The sequence below is a fragment of the Achromobacter sp. ACM01 genome (genome assembly GCF_014851745.1).
Classification (GTDB): domain Bacteria; phylum Pseudomonadota; class Gammaproteobacteria; order Burkholderiales; family Burkholderiaceae_B; genus Achromobacter; species Achromobacter aegrifaciens.
The window spans coordinates 342,715-358,697 of sequence record NZ_JACVAF010000003.1 but is presented as its reverse complement, the minus strand read 5'-3'; the positions used below and the strand labels follow the sequence as shown (position 1 = coordinate 358,697).

Sequence of the window (15,983 nt, the reverse complement as noted above, 5' to 3'; positions counted from 1 at the left end):
GGGCGCTCAGGCGATGGCGCCGCGTTCGCGCAGGGCCTGGATCTCGGCTGGCGCCAGGCCCAGTTCCGCCAGCAATTCTTCTGTGTGCGCACCGGGCGCGGGCACTGCGCGAGCCTGCCCGGGCGTGCGCGAAAGCCGCGGCGCGGGGGCGGGGTGCACGATGCCGCCGGTTTCGATGAAACTGTTGCGCGCCACATGGTGGGGGTGCCGCGGCGCTTCCTCGAAGTCCAGCACCGGCGCGAAGCAGGCATCCGTGCCTTCGAGCAGCGCGCACCATTGCTCGCGGGTGCGGCCGGCGATGATGCCGGCCAGCTTGGCGCGCAGCTGCGGCCATTGCGCACGTTCCCATTGCTGCTGGAAGTCCGGGTCGTCGATGCCGCAACGCTCCAGCAGCAGGCGGTAGAACTGCGGTTCGATCGCGCCGATGGAAACGTACTTGCCGTCCGCGCAGGCATAGCAGCCGTAGAAATGGGCGCCGCCGTCCAGCATGTTGGACTGGCGCTGGTTGATCCAGCCTCCGTCTTGCAGTTTGCCGTGGTAGGCGCTCGCCAGCAGGGACGCGCCGTCGCAGATGGCTGCGTCCACCACCTGGCCCCGGCCCGTGCGGCCGGCCTCGAGCAGGCCGCAAAGCACGCCGAAGGCCAGCATCATGGCGCCGCCGCCCATGTCGCCGACCAGATGCAGCGGCGGCGTCGGCGGCCGGTCGGCATGTCCCATGGCGTGCAGCGCGCCGGTGATGGCGATGTAGTTCAGGTCATGGCCGGCCGCCTGCGCCAGCGGTCCGTCCTGGCCCCAGCCCGTCATGCGTCCGTACACCAGCCGCGGATTGCGCGCCAGGCATTCGTCCGGCCCCAGGCCCAGCCTTTCCATCACGCCCGGCCGGAAGCCTTCCAGCAAGGCGTCCGCCCGGTCCAGCAGCCGCAGCACGATGTCGGTCGCGCCGGGCTTCTTGAGATCCAGCGCGATCGTGCGCCGGCCCCGGTCGATGATGGTGCCGCCGCCGCCCAGGAAGCCGGGCGCAAGCCGGTCGATGCGGATCACGTCCGCGCCCATGTCCGCCAACATCATGGCGCAGAACGGGCCGGGCCCGATGCCGGCCATTTCCACCACCGTCAATCCGTTCAGGGGACCAGCCATGTCTATCGTCACTCCATGATGTGTCGGGTTCTCAGGATTCGAAGAATTCGGCGCGCGCGTCCAGGATGACCTGGGTGTACTTCTCCATGTTGGCGTCCATGCGATGGGTCGGGCCGACGATGGACAGGGCAGTCAACTGTCCGCCGACACGCCCGGCGATGCCGATGGCCGAGACGCCTTCATTGCCTTCGTCGCGGGTGTGGAAGTACTTCTTTTCCAGCTGGGATTCGATCTGCGTGCGCAAGGTGCCGGGGTCGGTGATGCTGCTGGCCGTGACGTGTTCGAACGGCAGCGCATCGATCACGGCGTTGCGTTCTGCGGCGTCCATTTCACCCAGCAGCGCCTTGCCCAGCGCCGCGACCTGCAGGTCGAAGGTGGTGCCGGGCTGCACCACGTAGCGCAAGGCGCGCGGGCTTTCCTGGCTGGCGTAGATCTTCACCTTGTTGCCGTCCAGCAGGCCGCACATCGAGGATTCGCCGGACTGGCGCGTCAGGATCTCCAGCGCTTCGGACGCGAAGGCTTGCAGCGGATCGGCCGCCGAAATGCCCTGGGCCACGTCGAGCAGCCTGCCCGTCGGGTGGAAGTAGCGCGACTTGGGCGTGCGCAACAGGTAGCCTGCCTGGCGCAGCGTGTAGAGCAGGTCCGAGCAACTGCTGTCGGCCAGGTCGAGAAAGCGCGCCATTTCCGAATTCGTCAGGGGACGGCGTTCCCGCGCATAGACTTCGAAGACTTGCAGCACGCGCTGTGCGGTAGGGAGGATTTGCGGCATAGGATGTCGGAGTGGATAGTGGAACCGGCCCGGGCGTTTGCGTAGCCGGTCATTTCAACGCGGAAATGCCTAATACGCTTTGCGCCATGAGCAGGGCCTGGATCTGGTTGGTGCCTTCGGCAATGCTCAGGTGGCGGGCGTCGCGGTAATGACGCTCGACGGGGAACAGCGTGGTGTAGCCCGCGCCGCCATGCACCTGCATGGACAGTTCCGCCACGCGCAGCACGGCGTCGGTGGCATGGCGCTTGGCCATCGAACATAGCATCTGGCTGTCGGCGGCGTTGCGGTCCAGCGCGTCGGCGGCGCGCCAGCACAGCAGGCGCGAGGTTTCGACCAGCGTCATCATGTCGGCGATCATATGCTGCACCAGCTGGAAGCCGCCTATGGGCCGGCCGAACTGGACCCGGTCGCCGGCGTATTTTACCGCCGCCTCATAGGCGGCCTCGGCGATGCCCAACGCGGAAAACGCCACCACGCAGCGGCCGATGTTGAGGTACTTCTTGGCCAGCGCGAAGCCCTTGCCCTCGGCGCCGATCAGGTTGGCCGCGGGGATCTCCACGTCTTCGAACAGCAGCTCGCCCAACGGGCAGCTCAGCATGCCCATCTTGTCGATGGGGCTGGACGAGAAGCCTTGCATGGCGCGCTCGAATAGCAGGCAGGACACGCCGCGTTCGCCGCCATCCCGCTGGGTCTGCACGAACACCACGCCCAGCTCGCAGACCGTGCCCAGGCTGATGTAGAGCTTGCGGCCGTTGACCCGCCAGCCGGTTTCGGTCTGCACCGCGCGCGTTTCGACATGGGCCGCGTCCGAACCAATGTTGGGTTCGCTCAGCGCGAAGCTGGCGATCGCGTCGCCCGACAGGACGCGCGGCAGGTACTTTTCCTTGAGGTGGGGCGAGCCGCCGTCGCTCAGCACCGAGGCGGCGAGATTGCTGGTGCTGACGATGCTGCGCAGCGACGGCCAGACGCGCGCGAGCTCGGCTATCAGCATGCCGTAGGTCGTCATCGGCAGGCCGTAGCCGCCGTCCTTTTCCTGCAGCATGCCGCCCAACAGGCCGAAGTCGCGCATGGCGCGGACCATGTCCTGCGGCACCACGCGGGCTTCGGCCTCGTAGCGGTTGACGATGGGCGCGACTTCGGCCGTCAGGTAGCGGCGCAGCGAGTCGCGCAATTCGATCTGGGTGGAGTCCAGTGAGAAGTCCATGCGAGTCCTAGGCGGAGATGGTCGAGGAGGGCGTTGCGGCGGCGGTCATGAGGGGCGTTGCTCCAGGCTGGCATCCGCGCCGGGGCGCAGGCCGATCAGCGCGTCCAGCGGCATCGCGCCCTGTCCTTCGGCGCCGACCCAGACCGGGTTGAGCTCCAGTTCCTGCAAGGTGTCGCGGCGGCTCCAGGCAAAGTCCGAGACCCGCAGGATCAGGTCCTCCAGCGCGGCAAGGTCGGCGGGCGCCTGGCCGCGCACGCCGTCCAGCACGTCGGCGTAACGGATCTCGCGCAGCAGGGCGCGCGCATCGTCGCGCGACAACGGCACCATGCGGTGGGCCACGTCGCGGATGGTTTCGACGAAGATGCCGCCCAGGCCGAAGGTCAGCACCAGGCCGAAGGCCGCATCGCTATGCACGCCGACCAGCACCTCGCGGCCGCCCGGCGGCAGCATGCGCTCCACCAGGATGCCGTCGATGATGGCGTCCGGCTGGTGGCGTGCGACCGATTCATGAATGGTGGCATAGGCTTCGCGCGCCGCGCCGGCGCTGGCGATGCCCAGCTTGACGCCGCCCGCTTCGGTCTTGTGCGCGATCTGGGCGCTGACCACCTTCATCACCACGGGAAAGCCCAGGCGCTCGGCCTCGCGGGCTGCCTGCTCGGCGCTGGCGGCAACCACTCCTTCGGGTATTGGCAGGCCGGCCGCGCGCAGCATGGCCTTGGCCGCGGCTTCGCTAAGCATGCGGGCCTGGTCGGATGCGGCATCGGCGTGCGCGGGCGCTGCCGCCGTCGCGCGTTCGGGCCGCTTCCACGGTATGGCCTTGGACAGGGCCGCGATCGCGTCCGACAGCGACAGGAACGGCAGCAGGCCGGCGGTTTCCAGCAGTTGGAAACCGCCGCCCAACCGCCGGCTCATCCAGACCGGCACGATCAGGGTTTCGGTTTCGGCCGCCACCGTGGCGATGGCCTGCGCCATGCCGTCGGTGATGGAACCGTAATCCATGGGGATGGGGAACAGCACCGTGCCCACCGCCGGGTCGGCGCATATCGCGCGCAGGCAGGCCGCCGAGGCCTCGGGGTTGCGCAGGATGTCGGCAGTGGTGTCTACCGGGTTGTCGATACTGGCGAAATCCGGCAGCAGCTTGCGCAAGGCGGCCTTGGTCTCGGGCGCGAACACCGCCATCGGCAGGCCGGCTGCGCCGGCGATGTCGGCGGCCAGCGCGGCGGTGCCGCCCGAGAAGGTATGGATGCACAGGCCGTTGCCGCTCTTGGGCGTGATGCGCGTCAGCAGGCGCGAGACCGCCAGCAGCTGGTCCAGGTCGTCCACTTCGATTGCGCCGAACTGCCGGAACACAGCGCTGTTGACCGCAGCCGTACCGGCCACCGACGCCGTGTGCGACTGCGCGGCGCGTACGCCGGCTTCCGACCGGCCCACCTTCAGCACCACCACCGGCTTGTTGCGGGCGCGCGCCAGTTCCAGCGCCGCCGTCAGCCGCCTGCCGTGCTTCACGCCTTCCATCAGCAAGGCGATCACGCTGGTTTTCGGATCGTTCGCCATGTGGGCGATGAAGTCAGGAATCTCCAGGTCGACCTCGTTGCCGGCGGAGAACCACAGGCCCACTCCCTGGCCGTAGGACAGGCCCTGCAGCAGGTTGCGGCCCAGTCCGCCGCCCTGGGTCGCCAAGCCGATGGAGCCGGTGTTCAGATCGTCCTTGAAGGCGGGCGAAAAGGTCATGCCCAGGCGGTCACGCACGTTCACGAAGCCCGGACAGTTCGGCCCGTAGACGTGCAGGCCGGTAGCCTCGCACAGCTCGGCGATCTCGCGTTCCAGGCGCCGGCCTTCCTCGCCTGCCTCGGAAAAGCCGGAGGTCATGACCACCGCGAAAGGGATCCCGCGCGCCGCGCATTGCCGCAAGGCATCCAGCACCAGCGAGGCGTTGATCATGATCAGGGCCACGTCGATCTCGGCTGGCGGCAGGGCGCTGATGGATGGCCAGCAGGGCCGGCCGCCGATTTCCTGGTAGGCCGGGTTGACCGCGTACACCTCGCCCGGCACCGACGAATGCAGCACCAGGTTGTCGTACAGGCGGCGCCCCTGGCTGGATTCGCGGGCAGAAGCGCCGACCACGGCCACATTGCGCGGATTGACGAAGCGCGTCAGGTCTGCGAACGGTTTCATGCCGCGCCCTCCATGGACCGCAGCACCATCGCGAAGTCGGCCTGGACCACCACCTCGCCGCGCTGGTTGACGGCTTCGCGCCGGAACACCACCTTGTCCTTGCCCGGCCGGTACTGCCCGGTTTTTTCGGTCACCGTCACTCGCACGACGATGGTGTCGCCGATGAAGGTGGGTTTGGGAAAGCGGCAGTTGATGTCGATCAGCGCCAGCACGTAGGGTTCCAGCTGGCGGTAGCCGCTGGACTGGGTGGTCAGCCCGGACAGCACGGACAGCACCAGCAGGCCGTGGGCGATGCGCTGGCCGAAGGGCGTGGCGCTGGCGTACTCGTGGTCGACGTGCAGGCGGTTGAAGTCGCCGGACAGGCAGGCGAAGTTGACGATGTCGCTTTCGGTAATGGTGCGGCCGGCGGATTCGAAGCAATGGCCGACCTCCAGCGGCTGCTGGACGGGAAGCGGGGATGGGCTGGCAGGGCTTGCGCTTTGCATGGCTGATCGGATTCCGGAAGGGAGGAGCGTTTTACGAAGCGTAGCGGCCGCCGGTCACATGCAGCAGTTCGCCCGTGATGAAGGAGGACCGTTCAGAAGCCAGGAAGGCCACCGCGTTGGCGATGTCCTCGACCGCGCCCAGGCGTGGCACCGGCTGGCGCGCCAGCGCATTGGCGCGCAGGGTTTCGTAGGTGGACAGGCCGCGCACCAGCGGCGTTTCGATCAGTCCCGGGGCGATGGCGTTGGCGGTGATGTTGAACTTGCCCTGTTCCAGCGCCAGCGCGCGGGTGAAGCCGATCAGGCCCGCCTTCGCAGCCGAGTAGTTGGTCTGGCCGGGATTGCCCCAGTGCGCGCGCGAGGCGATGTTGATGACGCGGCCCCACTTCCTTTCCATCATCGAGGGCAGGGCGGCCTTGGTGCAGTAGTAGGCGCCTTTCAGGATGGTGTCGACCACCGAATCCCAGTCCTCCACCGGCATCTTGAGCAGGTACTTGTCGCGCGTGAAGCCGGCGTTGTTGACCAGGATGTCGATGCCGCCGAACTTGTGCGCGGCCAGCTCGGCCATGGTCTGCACCTGTTCCGCGTCGCAGACGTCGAGCACGGCGCCGATGGCCTCGTGGCCGGCCTGCTTCAGGTTGGCTACCGCCTGTTCCACCGATTCGGGATTGATGTCGGTAATGACGATGCGGGCGCCTTCCTGCGCCAGGGCCAGTGCCGACGCGTAGCCAATGCCGCGGCCGGAACCCGTGATGACGGCGACTTTACCGGTGAGTTGCAGGTCCATCTCCATTCCCCTTCTGTAGCTGATGGCGCCCGGCACGCTGGGCCCGAAATCCGATATCCCGGGATAGGCGCCTGGCAAGTTTGAATTTATTCCGAGGTTCCGAACAAATATACACACCACCGGAATTCTTGACAATTAATATCGGCACGTCGTTATACTGTTCGGCATGTCGGAATAAGTTGGCCCGGCATTCCCATATCTCTAAAAAAGCGGAAGGAGATCGACTCATGGCAATGTTGAAGGGATTGTTGGCCGCGGTACTGAGCCTGGCTGCCGCAGGCGCAGCCAGCGGGGCCGACGCTTATCCGGACAAGCCGGTGCGGGTGTACGTGGGCTTCGCGCCCGGCGGCGCCACGGACTTGCTCGCCCGCCTGTACGCCAAAAAGCTCGGCGAACGTTTCAACCAGACATTCATCGTGGAAAACCGCCCCGGCGCGGGCGGCAACATCGCGATCCAGGCGCTGACGCAGGCCCCGGCCGACGGCTACACCATCGCGATGGCGGCCAACTATGTGGCGGCCAACGCCGCCATGAAGCGCAACCCCTACGACTGGGAGCGCGACCTGATGCCCATAGGCATGGTGGCCTCCACGCCCAACATCCTGGTGGTGCCGCCCGGCTCCAGCATCCAGGGTGTCGACGACCTGATCAGCAAGGCCAAGGCCGGCGGCAACAAGCTGACTTTCGCCTCGGCCGGCATGGGCTCGTCCATTCACCTGGCGGGCGAGCTGTTCAAGGTCATGGCCGGCGTCGACATGACCCACGTGCCCTACAAGGGCGTGTCGCCGGCCGAGGTGGACCTGATGTCGGGCACCGTGGACATGATGTTCGGCAGCGTTTCCACGGCCATTCCGCTGGTGCAGTCCAAGAAGCTGAAGGCGCTGGCTGTCACCGGGCGCGAGCGCATGAAGGCGATGCCCGACCTGCCCACCATCGAGGAAGCCGGCCTCAAGGGCTACGACGTGGAAGCGGTGTACTTCATGGCGGCCCCCGCCAAGGTGCCGGCGCCGGTCCTGAAGACGCTGGCCGATGCCGTGGCCGACATCAACAAGCAGCCGGATGTCCAGGAATTCATGGACCGGATCTACGCCCGGCCCCTGACCGGCGGCCCCGAAGAGGCGCGGGCCTTCCTGAAGAGCGAAGTGAAGAAGTGGCAGGGCGTGGTCGATGCCACCGGCATGAAGGTGGACTGACGCGCGGCAACGGGTCCGTTTGCCGGATTCGAGACAGCGGGCGCCACAAGCCCGCGGACACAAGACCAATCAGGAGACATACATGAACACACGCAGGCGATACACGCTGGCAGTGCTGGCCGGCCTGATGACCGCAATGACCTTGCCGCAGATGTCGCACGCGGCCGATGACTATCCGAACAAGCCCCTGCGCCTGATCGCGCCCAGTTCGCCCGGCGGGATCCTGGACATCACCAGCCGGGTGATAGGCAAGAAGCTGTCGGAGCGGCTCGGCCAGCCGGTGGTGGTGGAAAACATGGCAGGCGCGGCCGGCATCCTGGGCATGCAAGGCCTGCTGCGCGCCGAGCCCGACGGCTACACGATGGTCATGGGCAGCAGCGGCCCGAACGCGGTCAATTACACGCTGTACAGCAAACTGCCGTATGCCATGTCCGACTTCGCCCCGGTGATCCGCATCATCACCATGCCGAACGCGCTGGTGGTCAACGCCAACGCGCCGGTCAAGACGCTGGCCGAGTTCCGCGACTATGCCCGCAAGAAGCAGGGCAATCTGTCCATGGCGGTTTCCATGATCGGCACGTCCGGACACCTGGGCGGCGAGCTGCTGAAGAACCGCCTGGACTTCACCGCTGTCACCGTGCCCTACAAGGGCGCCGCGCCCGCGACCAACGACCTGGTCGCAGGCCAGGTCGACTTCACGGTCGAGAACGTGATCACCGTGGCGCCGCTGGTCAAGGCGGGCAGGCTGCGGGCGCTGGCGGTCACCACCCGCGAACGCAGCCAGATCCTGCCCGACGTGCCGACGCTGGCCGAGCAAGGCTATCCCGATGTCGACGTCGGCGCCTGGCTGGGCGTGCTGGTCGCGGCGCGCACGCCGCCAGCGGTGGTCGCGCGGTTGAACAAGGAGCTCAACGCGGTCCTGGCCGATGAAGAGGTGAAAAAGCAGCTGGCGCAGCAGGGCGGCATTCCGCTGGGCGGCACGCCGGCCGAGTTCGACAGCTTCATCCAGTCGGAAAAAGACCGCTGGGAAAAAATCATCAAGGCCGCCGGCATCAAGGCGGAATGACCAGCATGCCGGCGGCCTGGCGCCGCCGGCATGCGTAGGGAGGCATGATCCATGGCAATCGATTATCAAAACCTGCGCAACTGGAAGTTCGAGGACCGCGTCGACCGCTACAGCGCGCGCGACTGCATGATCTACGCGCTGGGCCTGGGCTACGGCAGCGATCCGGCCGATGAAGCCGAGCTGCGCTACGTGCACGAGGACGGGACGGCCGTGGTGCCGACTTTCCTGGCCACCATCGGCGCGCCCAATGGCTGGGCCGCCGATCCGGCCACCGGCATAGACTGGGTCAAGATCCTGCACGGCGAGCACCGCATGACCTTCCATGCGCCGCTGGCCGCGGCCGGCGCGGTGCGCAGCCAGACCCGCATCACGCGCGTCGTGGACAAAGGCGCCAGCAAGGGTGCGCTGGTAGTCACTGTGCGCGACATTTCGGATGCTGAGAGCGGCGCGCCGTTGGCCACGGTGGAGCATGTGTCGTTCTGCCGCGCCGATGGCGGCTTCGGCCAGGGCGACGAGCCGCCCGAGGCATTGCCGGCCACGCCGCAACGCGAACCCGATCAGGTCGTGCTGCTGTCCACGCTGCCGCAGCAGGCGTTGCTCTATCGCCTGAACGGCGATCTCAATCCGGTGCACGCGCTGCCGCACATGGCGCGCACCGCCGGCTTCGACCGGCCCATCCTGCATGGCCTGTGCACCTACGGCATGGCGGCGCGAGCCTTGCTGCAGGCTTGCGCGCCGGCGGCGCCGCAACGGCTGGGCGCCATCGCCGCGCGCTTTTCCGCGCCGTTCTTCCCGGGCGAAACGCTGCGCGTGGAGATCTGGCGCGACGGCGACCGCCTGCAATTCCGCGCGCTGGCCCACGAGCGCGGCACGGTGGTGCTGAGCCACGGCGCCGCCAGCCTGGCGCATTGAGAAAAACCAGAGGTGAACCATGTCAGTACTTGAAGCCCATGCCCGGGAGATGCCCGATGGCATCGCCTACCGCATGATTCCGTCCGGCACCACGGTGACCTGGCGCGAGTTGGAACTGCGCAGCCGCAAATGCGCGGCGGCCATGCTGGACGCCGGCCTGCAATCCGGCGATGTGATCGCGGTATTCCTGGAAAACCATCCGCGCTTCTTCGAACTGTTGTGGGCCGCGCACCGCGTCGGCCTGTACTACACCACCATCAGCCGCCACCTCAAGCGCGAGGAAGCGCGCTACATCATCGAAAACTGCGACGCGCGGGTGCTGTTCTATTCCGGTCACACGCAGGCCGAAACGGATGCGGACGAGCTGGATGCGCGCGGCGTGCTGCGCGTCAGCATGGACGGCGCGGACGCCAGCGCAATCCCGTACGAAGACTGGATCGGCCGCTACGCCGATGACGTGGCCCTGCCTGAAACCCCGGAAGGCACGGACTTCCTGTATTCGTCGGGCACCACCGGGCTGCCCAAGGGCATCAAGCGCCCGCTGTCGGTGGCCAACCGCTATTTCCGCGTTGGCGATGCGCCCAGCAGCGCCTGGAAAGCTTTCGACCGCGACACCGTCTATCTGTCCACCGCGCCGTTCTATCACGCGGCCCCGGTGCGCTGGAATATGGCGGCGCTGCGGGCGGGCGGCAGCTGCGTGATGATGGAAAAATTCGACGCGGCCGCTGCGCTGGAGGCCATCGCCACCCATGGCGTCACGCATTCGCAATGGGTGCCGACCATGTTCATCCGCTTGCTGCGCCTGCCGCAGGAGGAGCGCACGCGCCACGACCTGTCCACGTTGCGCTACGCCGTGCATGCGGCCGCGCCGTGTCCCGCCGACGTCAAGGAAGCCATGATCGCGTGGTGGGGGCCGATCCTGTACGAGTACTACAGCGGCACCGAACTGGTGGGACGCACCTCGCTGGGCTCCGATGAGTGGCTGGCGCACCGCGGCTCGGTCGGCCGGCCGGAGTTCGGCCAGGCCCACATCATGAGCGAGGACGGGCTGAACGAACTGCCCCCGGGCCAGCCAGGCGTCATCTATTTTTCCGGCGGCGGCTCCTTCGAATACCACAAGGACCCGGCCAAGACGCGCGGCGCCTACAACGCGCGCGGCTGGGCCACCTACGGCGATATCGGCTATCTGGACCAGGACGGCTATCTGTACCTGACAGACCGCCTGTCCAACATGATCGTGTCGGGCGGCGTCAACATCTATCCCCAGGAAGCCGAGAACCTGCTGAGCACGCATCCCGCGGTGGCGGACGTAGCGGTGGTCGGCGTGCCGAACCCGGAGTTCGGCGAGGAGGTCAAGGCCGTCGTGCAATTGCGCGATCCGGCCGCGGCCAGCCCCGACCTGGCGCGGCAGTTGATCGACTATTGCCGCGACCGGATCTCGCCCATCAAGTGCCCGAAGAGCGTGGACTTTTCCAGCGACATGCCGCGCACCGAGACCGGCAAGCTGCTCAAGCGCCTGGTCAAGCAACGTTACTGGCCGCAAGCCTAGGCGGCCCGCCATGAAAGATCAGGAGGCAGCATGAATCGGCAGCGCAAGCTTTTCTCGGCGGAGCATGACCTGTTCCGCGACACCGTGGCGCGCTTCATCGCGCAAGAGATCACGCCGCATCACTACCAATGGGAACAGGAAGGCCTGGTGCCGCGCGAACTGTGGCGCAAGGCCGGCGCGGCCGGCATCCTGCTGCCCAGCACGCCCGAGGAATACGGCGGGGGCGGCGGCGACTTCCTGCACACGATCATCGTGGTGGAAGAGATCGCCCGTGCGCTGGCCACCGGCGTCACCGGCTTCACCACCCATTCCGATATCGTCGCGCCGTATCTGCTGAACTTCGGCACCGAGCGCCAGAAGCAGCGCGACCTGCCCGGCATGGCCCAGGGCGATATCGTGGCGTCCATCGCCATGACCGAGCCGGGCGCGGGCAGCGACGTCAAGGCGATACGCACCGCGGCGGTCCGCGCGCAGGGCGGCTACGTCATCAACGGCCAGAAGACCTTCATCACCAACGGCTTCCATGCCGACCGCGTGCTGGTGGTGGCCAAGACCGATCCGGCAGCCGGCGCGCGCGGCATCAGCCTGTTCTGGGTCGATACCGCGACGCCCGGATTCACGCGCGGACGCCTGCTGGACAAAGTCGGGCAGAAGGCGCAGGACACGGCCGAACTCTTTTTCCAGGACATGTTCGTGCCGGACGAGGACATGCTGGGCGAGCCAGGCCAGGGCTTCGGCTATCTGATGAAGGAACTGGTGCGCGAGCGCCTGATGATCGCGGTGCGCTGCGCCATGGCGCTGGAAAGCGCGCTGCAATGGACCGTCGACTACACCAAGGACAGGCGCGCCTTTGACAAGGCATTGATCGACAACCAGCACATCCGCTTCAAGCTGGCAGACATCAAGACCCTGGCCGCCGCCACTCGCGCCTTTGTCGACGGTTGCGTGCAGCAATACCTGGATGGCGAGCTCGATGCCGGCGGCGCGGCCATGGCCAAGCTGTGGGCATCTGAAGCCACCAGCGCCATCGACGACCTGCTGCAGTTCCACGGCGGCTACGGCTACATGCGTGAATACCCCATCGCCCGCGCCTACACCGACGTGCGGCCCAACCGGATCTACGGCGGCGCCTCGGAAGTGATGCGAGAGCTGATCGCACGGACGCTTTGAACTTTCTTCTTCTTCGACTTCGACAGGAACAGATCCCTACATGAGCAAGCATCTCTCGAAATCGGTTGCCATCGTCGGCGCCGCCGAATCCGACCTGGGGAAAGTGCCCGGGATGACCTCGCTGGACCTGCAGGCGCAGGCAGCGGCCCGCGCGCTGCGCGATGCCGGCCTGACGCTCAAGGACGTCGACGGCGTGTTCGCGCACGTGGACGACAAGTTCGCCGGGCTGCACCTGGCGGAATACCTGGGCATACGGCCGCGCTATGTGGATTCGACCAGCGTGGGCGGCATGTCCAGCGTCATGCACATCCGCCACGCCATGGCCGCCATCGAGGCCGGCATGTGCGAGGTGGCGCTGGTGGCCTACGGCAGCACCCAGCTGTCGGACGGCACGCGCAAGGTGGGCGGCACGCCCGAAGACATGCGCATGCCGCGCGGACAGTTCATCACGCCGTATGGGCAGCTGAGCCCTATCGGCTACTACGCGATGGTGGCGCAGCTGCACATGCAGCGCTACGGCACCACCCACAAGGACCTGGCCGAAGTGGCGGTGGCGGCGCGCAAATGGGCGCAGCTCAACCCCAAGGCCTACCGCCGCGAGGACACCTCGATCGAGGAAGTCATGGCGTCCAAGTTGATTGCCGACCCCTTGCGCCAGCGTGACTGCTGCCTGGTGACCGACGCCGGCGGTGCGGTCATCATCACGTCCGCGGCGCGAGCGCGAGAGCTCAAGCGGCCGCCGGTCTACGTGATGGGCATCGCCGAATCCTTCTCGCACCACTACACGCCCTTCAACACGGCGGACTGGCTGGACACCAATGTGGCGCAGACGGCCGACGCCGCGCTCGCCATGGCCGGCGTCACGCGCGCCGACATCGACGTGGTGCAGATCTACGACCATTTCACCATCGGCGTGATCCAGTCGCTGGAAGAACTGGGCTTCTGCAAGCGCGGGGAGGGCGGGGCCTTCGTGGCGGACGGACGCCTGGCTCCGGGGGGCGACTTCCCCATCAATACCTCGGGCGGCGGCCTGTCCTACAACCATCCCGGCCAGTTCGGCATGCTGCTGCTGCTCGAGGCCGTGCACCAATTGCGCAAGGAATGCGGCGAGCGCCAGCTGCCCCGCGCCGAACTGGCCCTGGTGCACGCGCCAGGCCTGGTTTTTTCCTGCAACACCACCCTGATACTCGGAGTCTGACCATGGAACTCGCCCAACGCCCGCTGCCGCAACCGACCCGGATCACCCAGCCTTACTGGGATGCGGCGAAGGAAAGCCGCCTGGTCATCCAGCAATGCGCCTGCTGCAAGACGCGCCAGTTCTATCCGCGCGAATTCTGCACCGCCTGCCTGTCCGACGACATCGAGTGGATCGACTCCGCAGGACTGGGCACCGTCTACACCTACACCGTCAACCGGCGCCCGAGCAATGCCGCCCTGAGCGAAAAAGTGCCATATGTGGTCGCCATGATCGACCTGGACGAAGGCGTGCGCATGATGGCCAACATCATCGACACCCCGCCCGAGGCGGTCCGGATAGGAAGCCGGGTGCGGGTGTGTTTCGAACAGGTGTCGGACGAGATCAGCTTGCCGCAGTTCAGGCTGGAGGTGTGAGCACAGCGCCGGCCGGCGCAGGCAAATAAAAAAGGCCGGTCTGACTTTGAATCAGACCGGCCTTCTGCGGTATTTGGTGGAGCCGGGGGGAATTGAACCCCCGTCCGCAAGCCCTCCGCAACCAGTTCTACATGCGTAGTCGATTTATTTGGTTTTAACCCTGGACTTAGCCAACCGACAGGCCGGACCAGAGCGATTCACGTAATTTAAATTTGAACCGTGTGACCCCAGTTCAAACCGATTCCTTGTGAATGTCGCTGCTGCGGTTCGAGGGTTGCCCCCCTAGGAAGTTGCCTTCCCCCGCCTGACCCAAGGACAGATCAGTGCAGCGGCTCACCGCTTAAGCGGCGAGAGCGAAACGCTCGTCGTTGGCGTTTGTAGTGTTCCAGTGGTTTAACGAGCGTACTGGTGCTCGGCATGCCCTGAGTTGTTTCGCGACCCACGTCGAATCCGGATCGGCCCCAAGAGGATCTATTGTACTGGGAAACGCCATAGCCTGCTGCATCGTCTGCGCCGCCATGCCCGGGCGTGGCGCAGACGATACAGGCGGGCCGTCACACGGCGTTGGCGCAGGCCGCCTTGGGCTCCCGGCGCGGGCGCGAAGCCGCCATCAGCGCGAAGGCCAGGACCACGGAGATGCCGACGATGACGGCCGCGGCCCAGCCCAGCGAGGCCAGTCCGTAGTTGTCGATGACGTACCCGCCGACCACGGCGCCCAGGCCGATGCCGGTGTTGGCGCCCGAGATATTCAGGGACGCGGCAAAGGCCGGCGCTTCCGGCGCGGACTTCATCAGCCGCACGTGGCAGACGATGAAGAGCGCGGCTTGCGCAATGCCCCAGACGCCCAGCGCCACGGCCAGCAGTCCGTGCGACTGCATCACGGGGGCGATCACGGCCAATCCTGCCGCCATCAGCGCCGAGAACAAGGCGGTCGCGCCCAGGGGGCTGCGGTCCACCATGCGGCCGCCCAGGGTGTTGCCGATCAAACCGACGGCGCCGAATGCCATCATCGTCCAACCGACGATCTGGCCGTTGAAACCGGCCAGCCGCTCCAGCATGTCCGCCAGGTAGGTGTAGGCCGTGAACATGCCGGTGAAAACCAGCAGCGACAGTAGCACATGGCCGACCACGATCGGGTTGCGCAGGATGCGCAGCTGCGTGATGAGCTTGACGCTGTCGGCGCGGATGCGGGTGCTGGGGAAGGCGAACAGCAAGAGCAGGGCCTTGGCGAACGCCACCGCCGACAGCACGCCAAAGGCGGCGCGCCAGCCGAAGGCGTCGGAAATCAGCACGCCGATGGGGATGCCGAATACCGTGGCCGCGACGATGCCGAAGGCAACCATGGAGATGGCGCGGCCGGCGCGCGCCGGGCCGACCAGTTCCACGGCCGTGGCGCTGGCCAGCGACCAGAACACCGGCAGAGCCAGGGCAGGGACGAGGCGCGCCACGGCCATGACCCAGATGTTCGGCGCGACGGCCGCCAGGGCGTTGGACAGGCCGAACAGCACCAGCACGCCAATGAACAGGCGCTTGCGCTCTATGTTGGCCATGAGCGCCGTGAGCAGCGGACCGGTCGCCGCCACCGTGAAGGCGAACAGCGATACCAGCAGGCCGGCCTGGGACACGGTGACGTTCAGGTCGCGGGCCAGGCCGGGCAGCAGCCCGATGATCAGGAACTCTGTCGTCAGGATGGTGAAGCCGGCGGCGGAAAGTAACAGGATGGGCAATAGCATAGGCATTCCTCTGGCGCGACGCGGCAAGGCGGCGCGCGGGGGGCGTTGTGGGCGGTCTAAAAAAGGTCAGGTGTGCGCCGGCCTGAATGCCGGGCAGAGCAACGGGGCCGAAGGGCGCCGTGGCAGGGATCAGTGGCGGACGGCGGTGTCCGCAACCTCCGGCATCAGCCGGAAAAGGCAATCGGGAAGCACCCG

At 66.8% G+C, this 15,983-nt stretch carries 14 protein-coding genes and 1 other RNA gene; 7 read left to right on the top strand and 8 right to left on the bottom strand.

Going from position 1 to position 15,983, the window contains the following annotated elements; all coding sequences use genetic code 11:
* Positions 1-6: 6 nt before the first annotated feature.
* The 6 genes from IB268_RS16465 to fabG are packed head-to-tail and all read right to left on the bottom strand — an operon-like array spanning position 7 to position 6,554.
* Positions 7-1,137 carry a CaiB/BaiF CoA-transferase family protein gene (locus tag IB268_RS16465; protein ID WP_192354529.1) on the bottom strand — a complete coding sequence of 377 codons (1,131 nt, stop codon included), beginning with the start codon at positions 1,135-1,137 and terminating at the stop codon, positions 7-9.
* A 31-nt stretch (positions 1,138-1,168) separates the two neighbouring features.
* Entirely contained in the window at positions 1,169-1,906 is a 738-nt protein-coding gene (locus IB268_RS16460; RefSeq protein WP_125472800.1) for an IclR family transcriptional regulator, read from the bottom strand.
* A gap of 49 nt (positions 1,907-1,955) precedes the next feature.
* A complete protein-coding gene (locus tag IB268_RS16455; protein ID WP_192352629.1) occupies positions 1,956-3,110 on the bottom strand; it encodes an acyl-CoA dehydrogenase family protein in 1,155 nt (384 codons plus the stop codon).
* Between the two features lie 45 nt (positions 3,111-3,155).
* Positions 3,156-5,285, bottom strand: coding sequence for an acetate--CoA ligase family protein (locus IB268_RS16450; protein WP_054450852.1), 2,130 nt, complete (start codon positions 5,283-5,285; stop codon positions 3,156-3,158).
* A complete protein-coding gene (locus IB268_RS16445) occupies positions 5,282-5,770 on the bottom strand; it encodes a MaoC/PaaZ C-terminal domain-containing protein (protein ID WP_054450854.1) in 489 nt (162 codons plus the stop codon). The genes IB268_RS16450 and IB268_RS16445 overlap by 4 nt, the downstream gene beginning before the upstream one ends.
* Positions 5,771-5,801: 31 nt before the next feature.
* Entirely contained in the window at positions 5,802-6,554 is a 753-nt protein-coding gene (gene fabG / locus IB268_RS16440) for a 3-oxoacyl-ACP reductase FabG (RefSeq protein ID WP_119450912.1), read from the bottom strand.
* Between the two features lie 227 nt (positions 6,555-6,781).
* On the opposite strand from fabG, the gene IB268_RS16435 reads away from it, so the two are divergent.
* The 7 genes from IB268_RS16435 (at position 6,782) to IB268_RS16405 (ending at position 14,055) form a co-directional block, all read left to right on the top strand.
* Positions 6,782-7,747, top strand: coding sequence for a tripartite tricarboxylate transporter substrate binding protein (locus tag IB268_RS16435; protein ID WP_054450858.1), 966 nt, complete (start codon positions 6,782-6,784; stop codon positions 7,745-7,747).
* 82 nt (positions 7,748-7,829) lie between these two features.
* Entirely contained in the window at positions 7,830-8,813 is a 984-nt protein-coding gene (locus tag IB268_RS16430) for a tripartite tricarboxylate transporter substrate binding protein (protein ID WP_192354528.1), read from the top strand.
* Positions 8,814-8,864: 51 nt separating this feature from the next.
* Positions 8,865-9,725 carry a MaoC/PaaZ C-terminal domain-containing protein gene (locus IB268_RS16425; RefSeq protein WP_125472805.1) on the top strand — a complete coding sequence of 287 codons (861 nt, stop codon included), beginning with the start codon at positions 8,865-8,867 and terminating at the stop codon, positions 9,723-9,725.
* A 19-nt stretch (positions 9,726-9,744) separates the two neighbouring features.
* Positions 9,745-11,274, top strand: coding sequence for an AMP-binding protein (locus IB268_RS16420; RefSeq protein ID WP_054450866.1), 1,530 nt, complete (start codon positions 9,745-9,747; stop codon positions 11,272-11,274).
* Positions 11,275-11,304: 30 nt separating this feature from the next.
* Complete coding sequence (locus IB268_RS16415) at positions 11,305-12,444, top strand: acyl-CoA dehydrogenase family protein (RefSeq protein ID WP_054450868.1); 1,140 nt, start codon at positions 11,305-11,307, stop codon at positions 12,442-12,444.
* Positions 12,445-12,484: 40 nt separating this feature from the next.
* Positions 12,485-13,642 (top strand): acetyl-CoA acetyltransferase, encoded by a 1,158-nt coding sequence (locus tag IB268_RS16410; protein WP_119450909.1) that lies wholly within the window; start codon positions 12,485-12,487, stop codon positions 13,640-13,642.
* Between the two features lie 2 nt (positions 13,643-13,644).
* Positions 13,645-14,055 carry a Zn-ribbon domain-containing OB-fold protein gene (locus IB268_RS16405; RefSeq protein WP_192354527.1) on the top strand — a complete coding sequence of 137 codons (411 nt, stop codon included), beginning with the start codon at positions 13,645-13,647 and terminating at the stop codon, positions 14,053-14,055.
* Between the two features lie 74 nt (positions 14,056-14,129).
* On the opposite strand, the gene ssrA is transcribed toward IB268_RS16405, so the two are convergent.
* Positions 14,130-14,518: a transfer-messenger RNA gene (gene ssrA, locus IB268_RS16400) on the bottom strand.
* A gap of 91 nt (positions 14,519-14,609) precedes the next feature.
* A complete protein-coding gene (locus IB268_RS16395) occupies positions 14,610-15,788 on the bottom strand; it encodes an MFS transporter (RefSeq protein WP_119450907.1) in 1,179 nt (392 codons plus the stop codon).
* Positions 15,789-15,983: the final 195 nt, after the last annotated feature.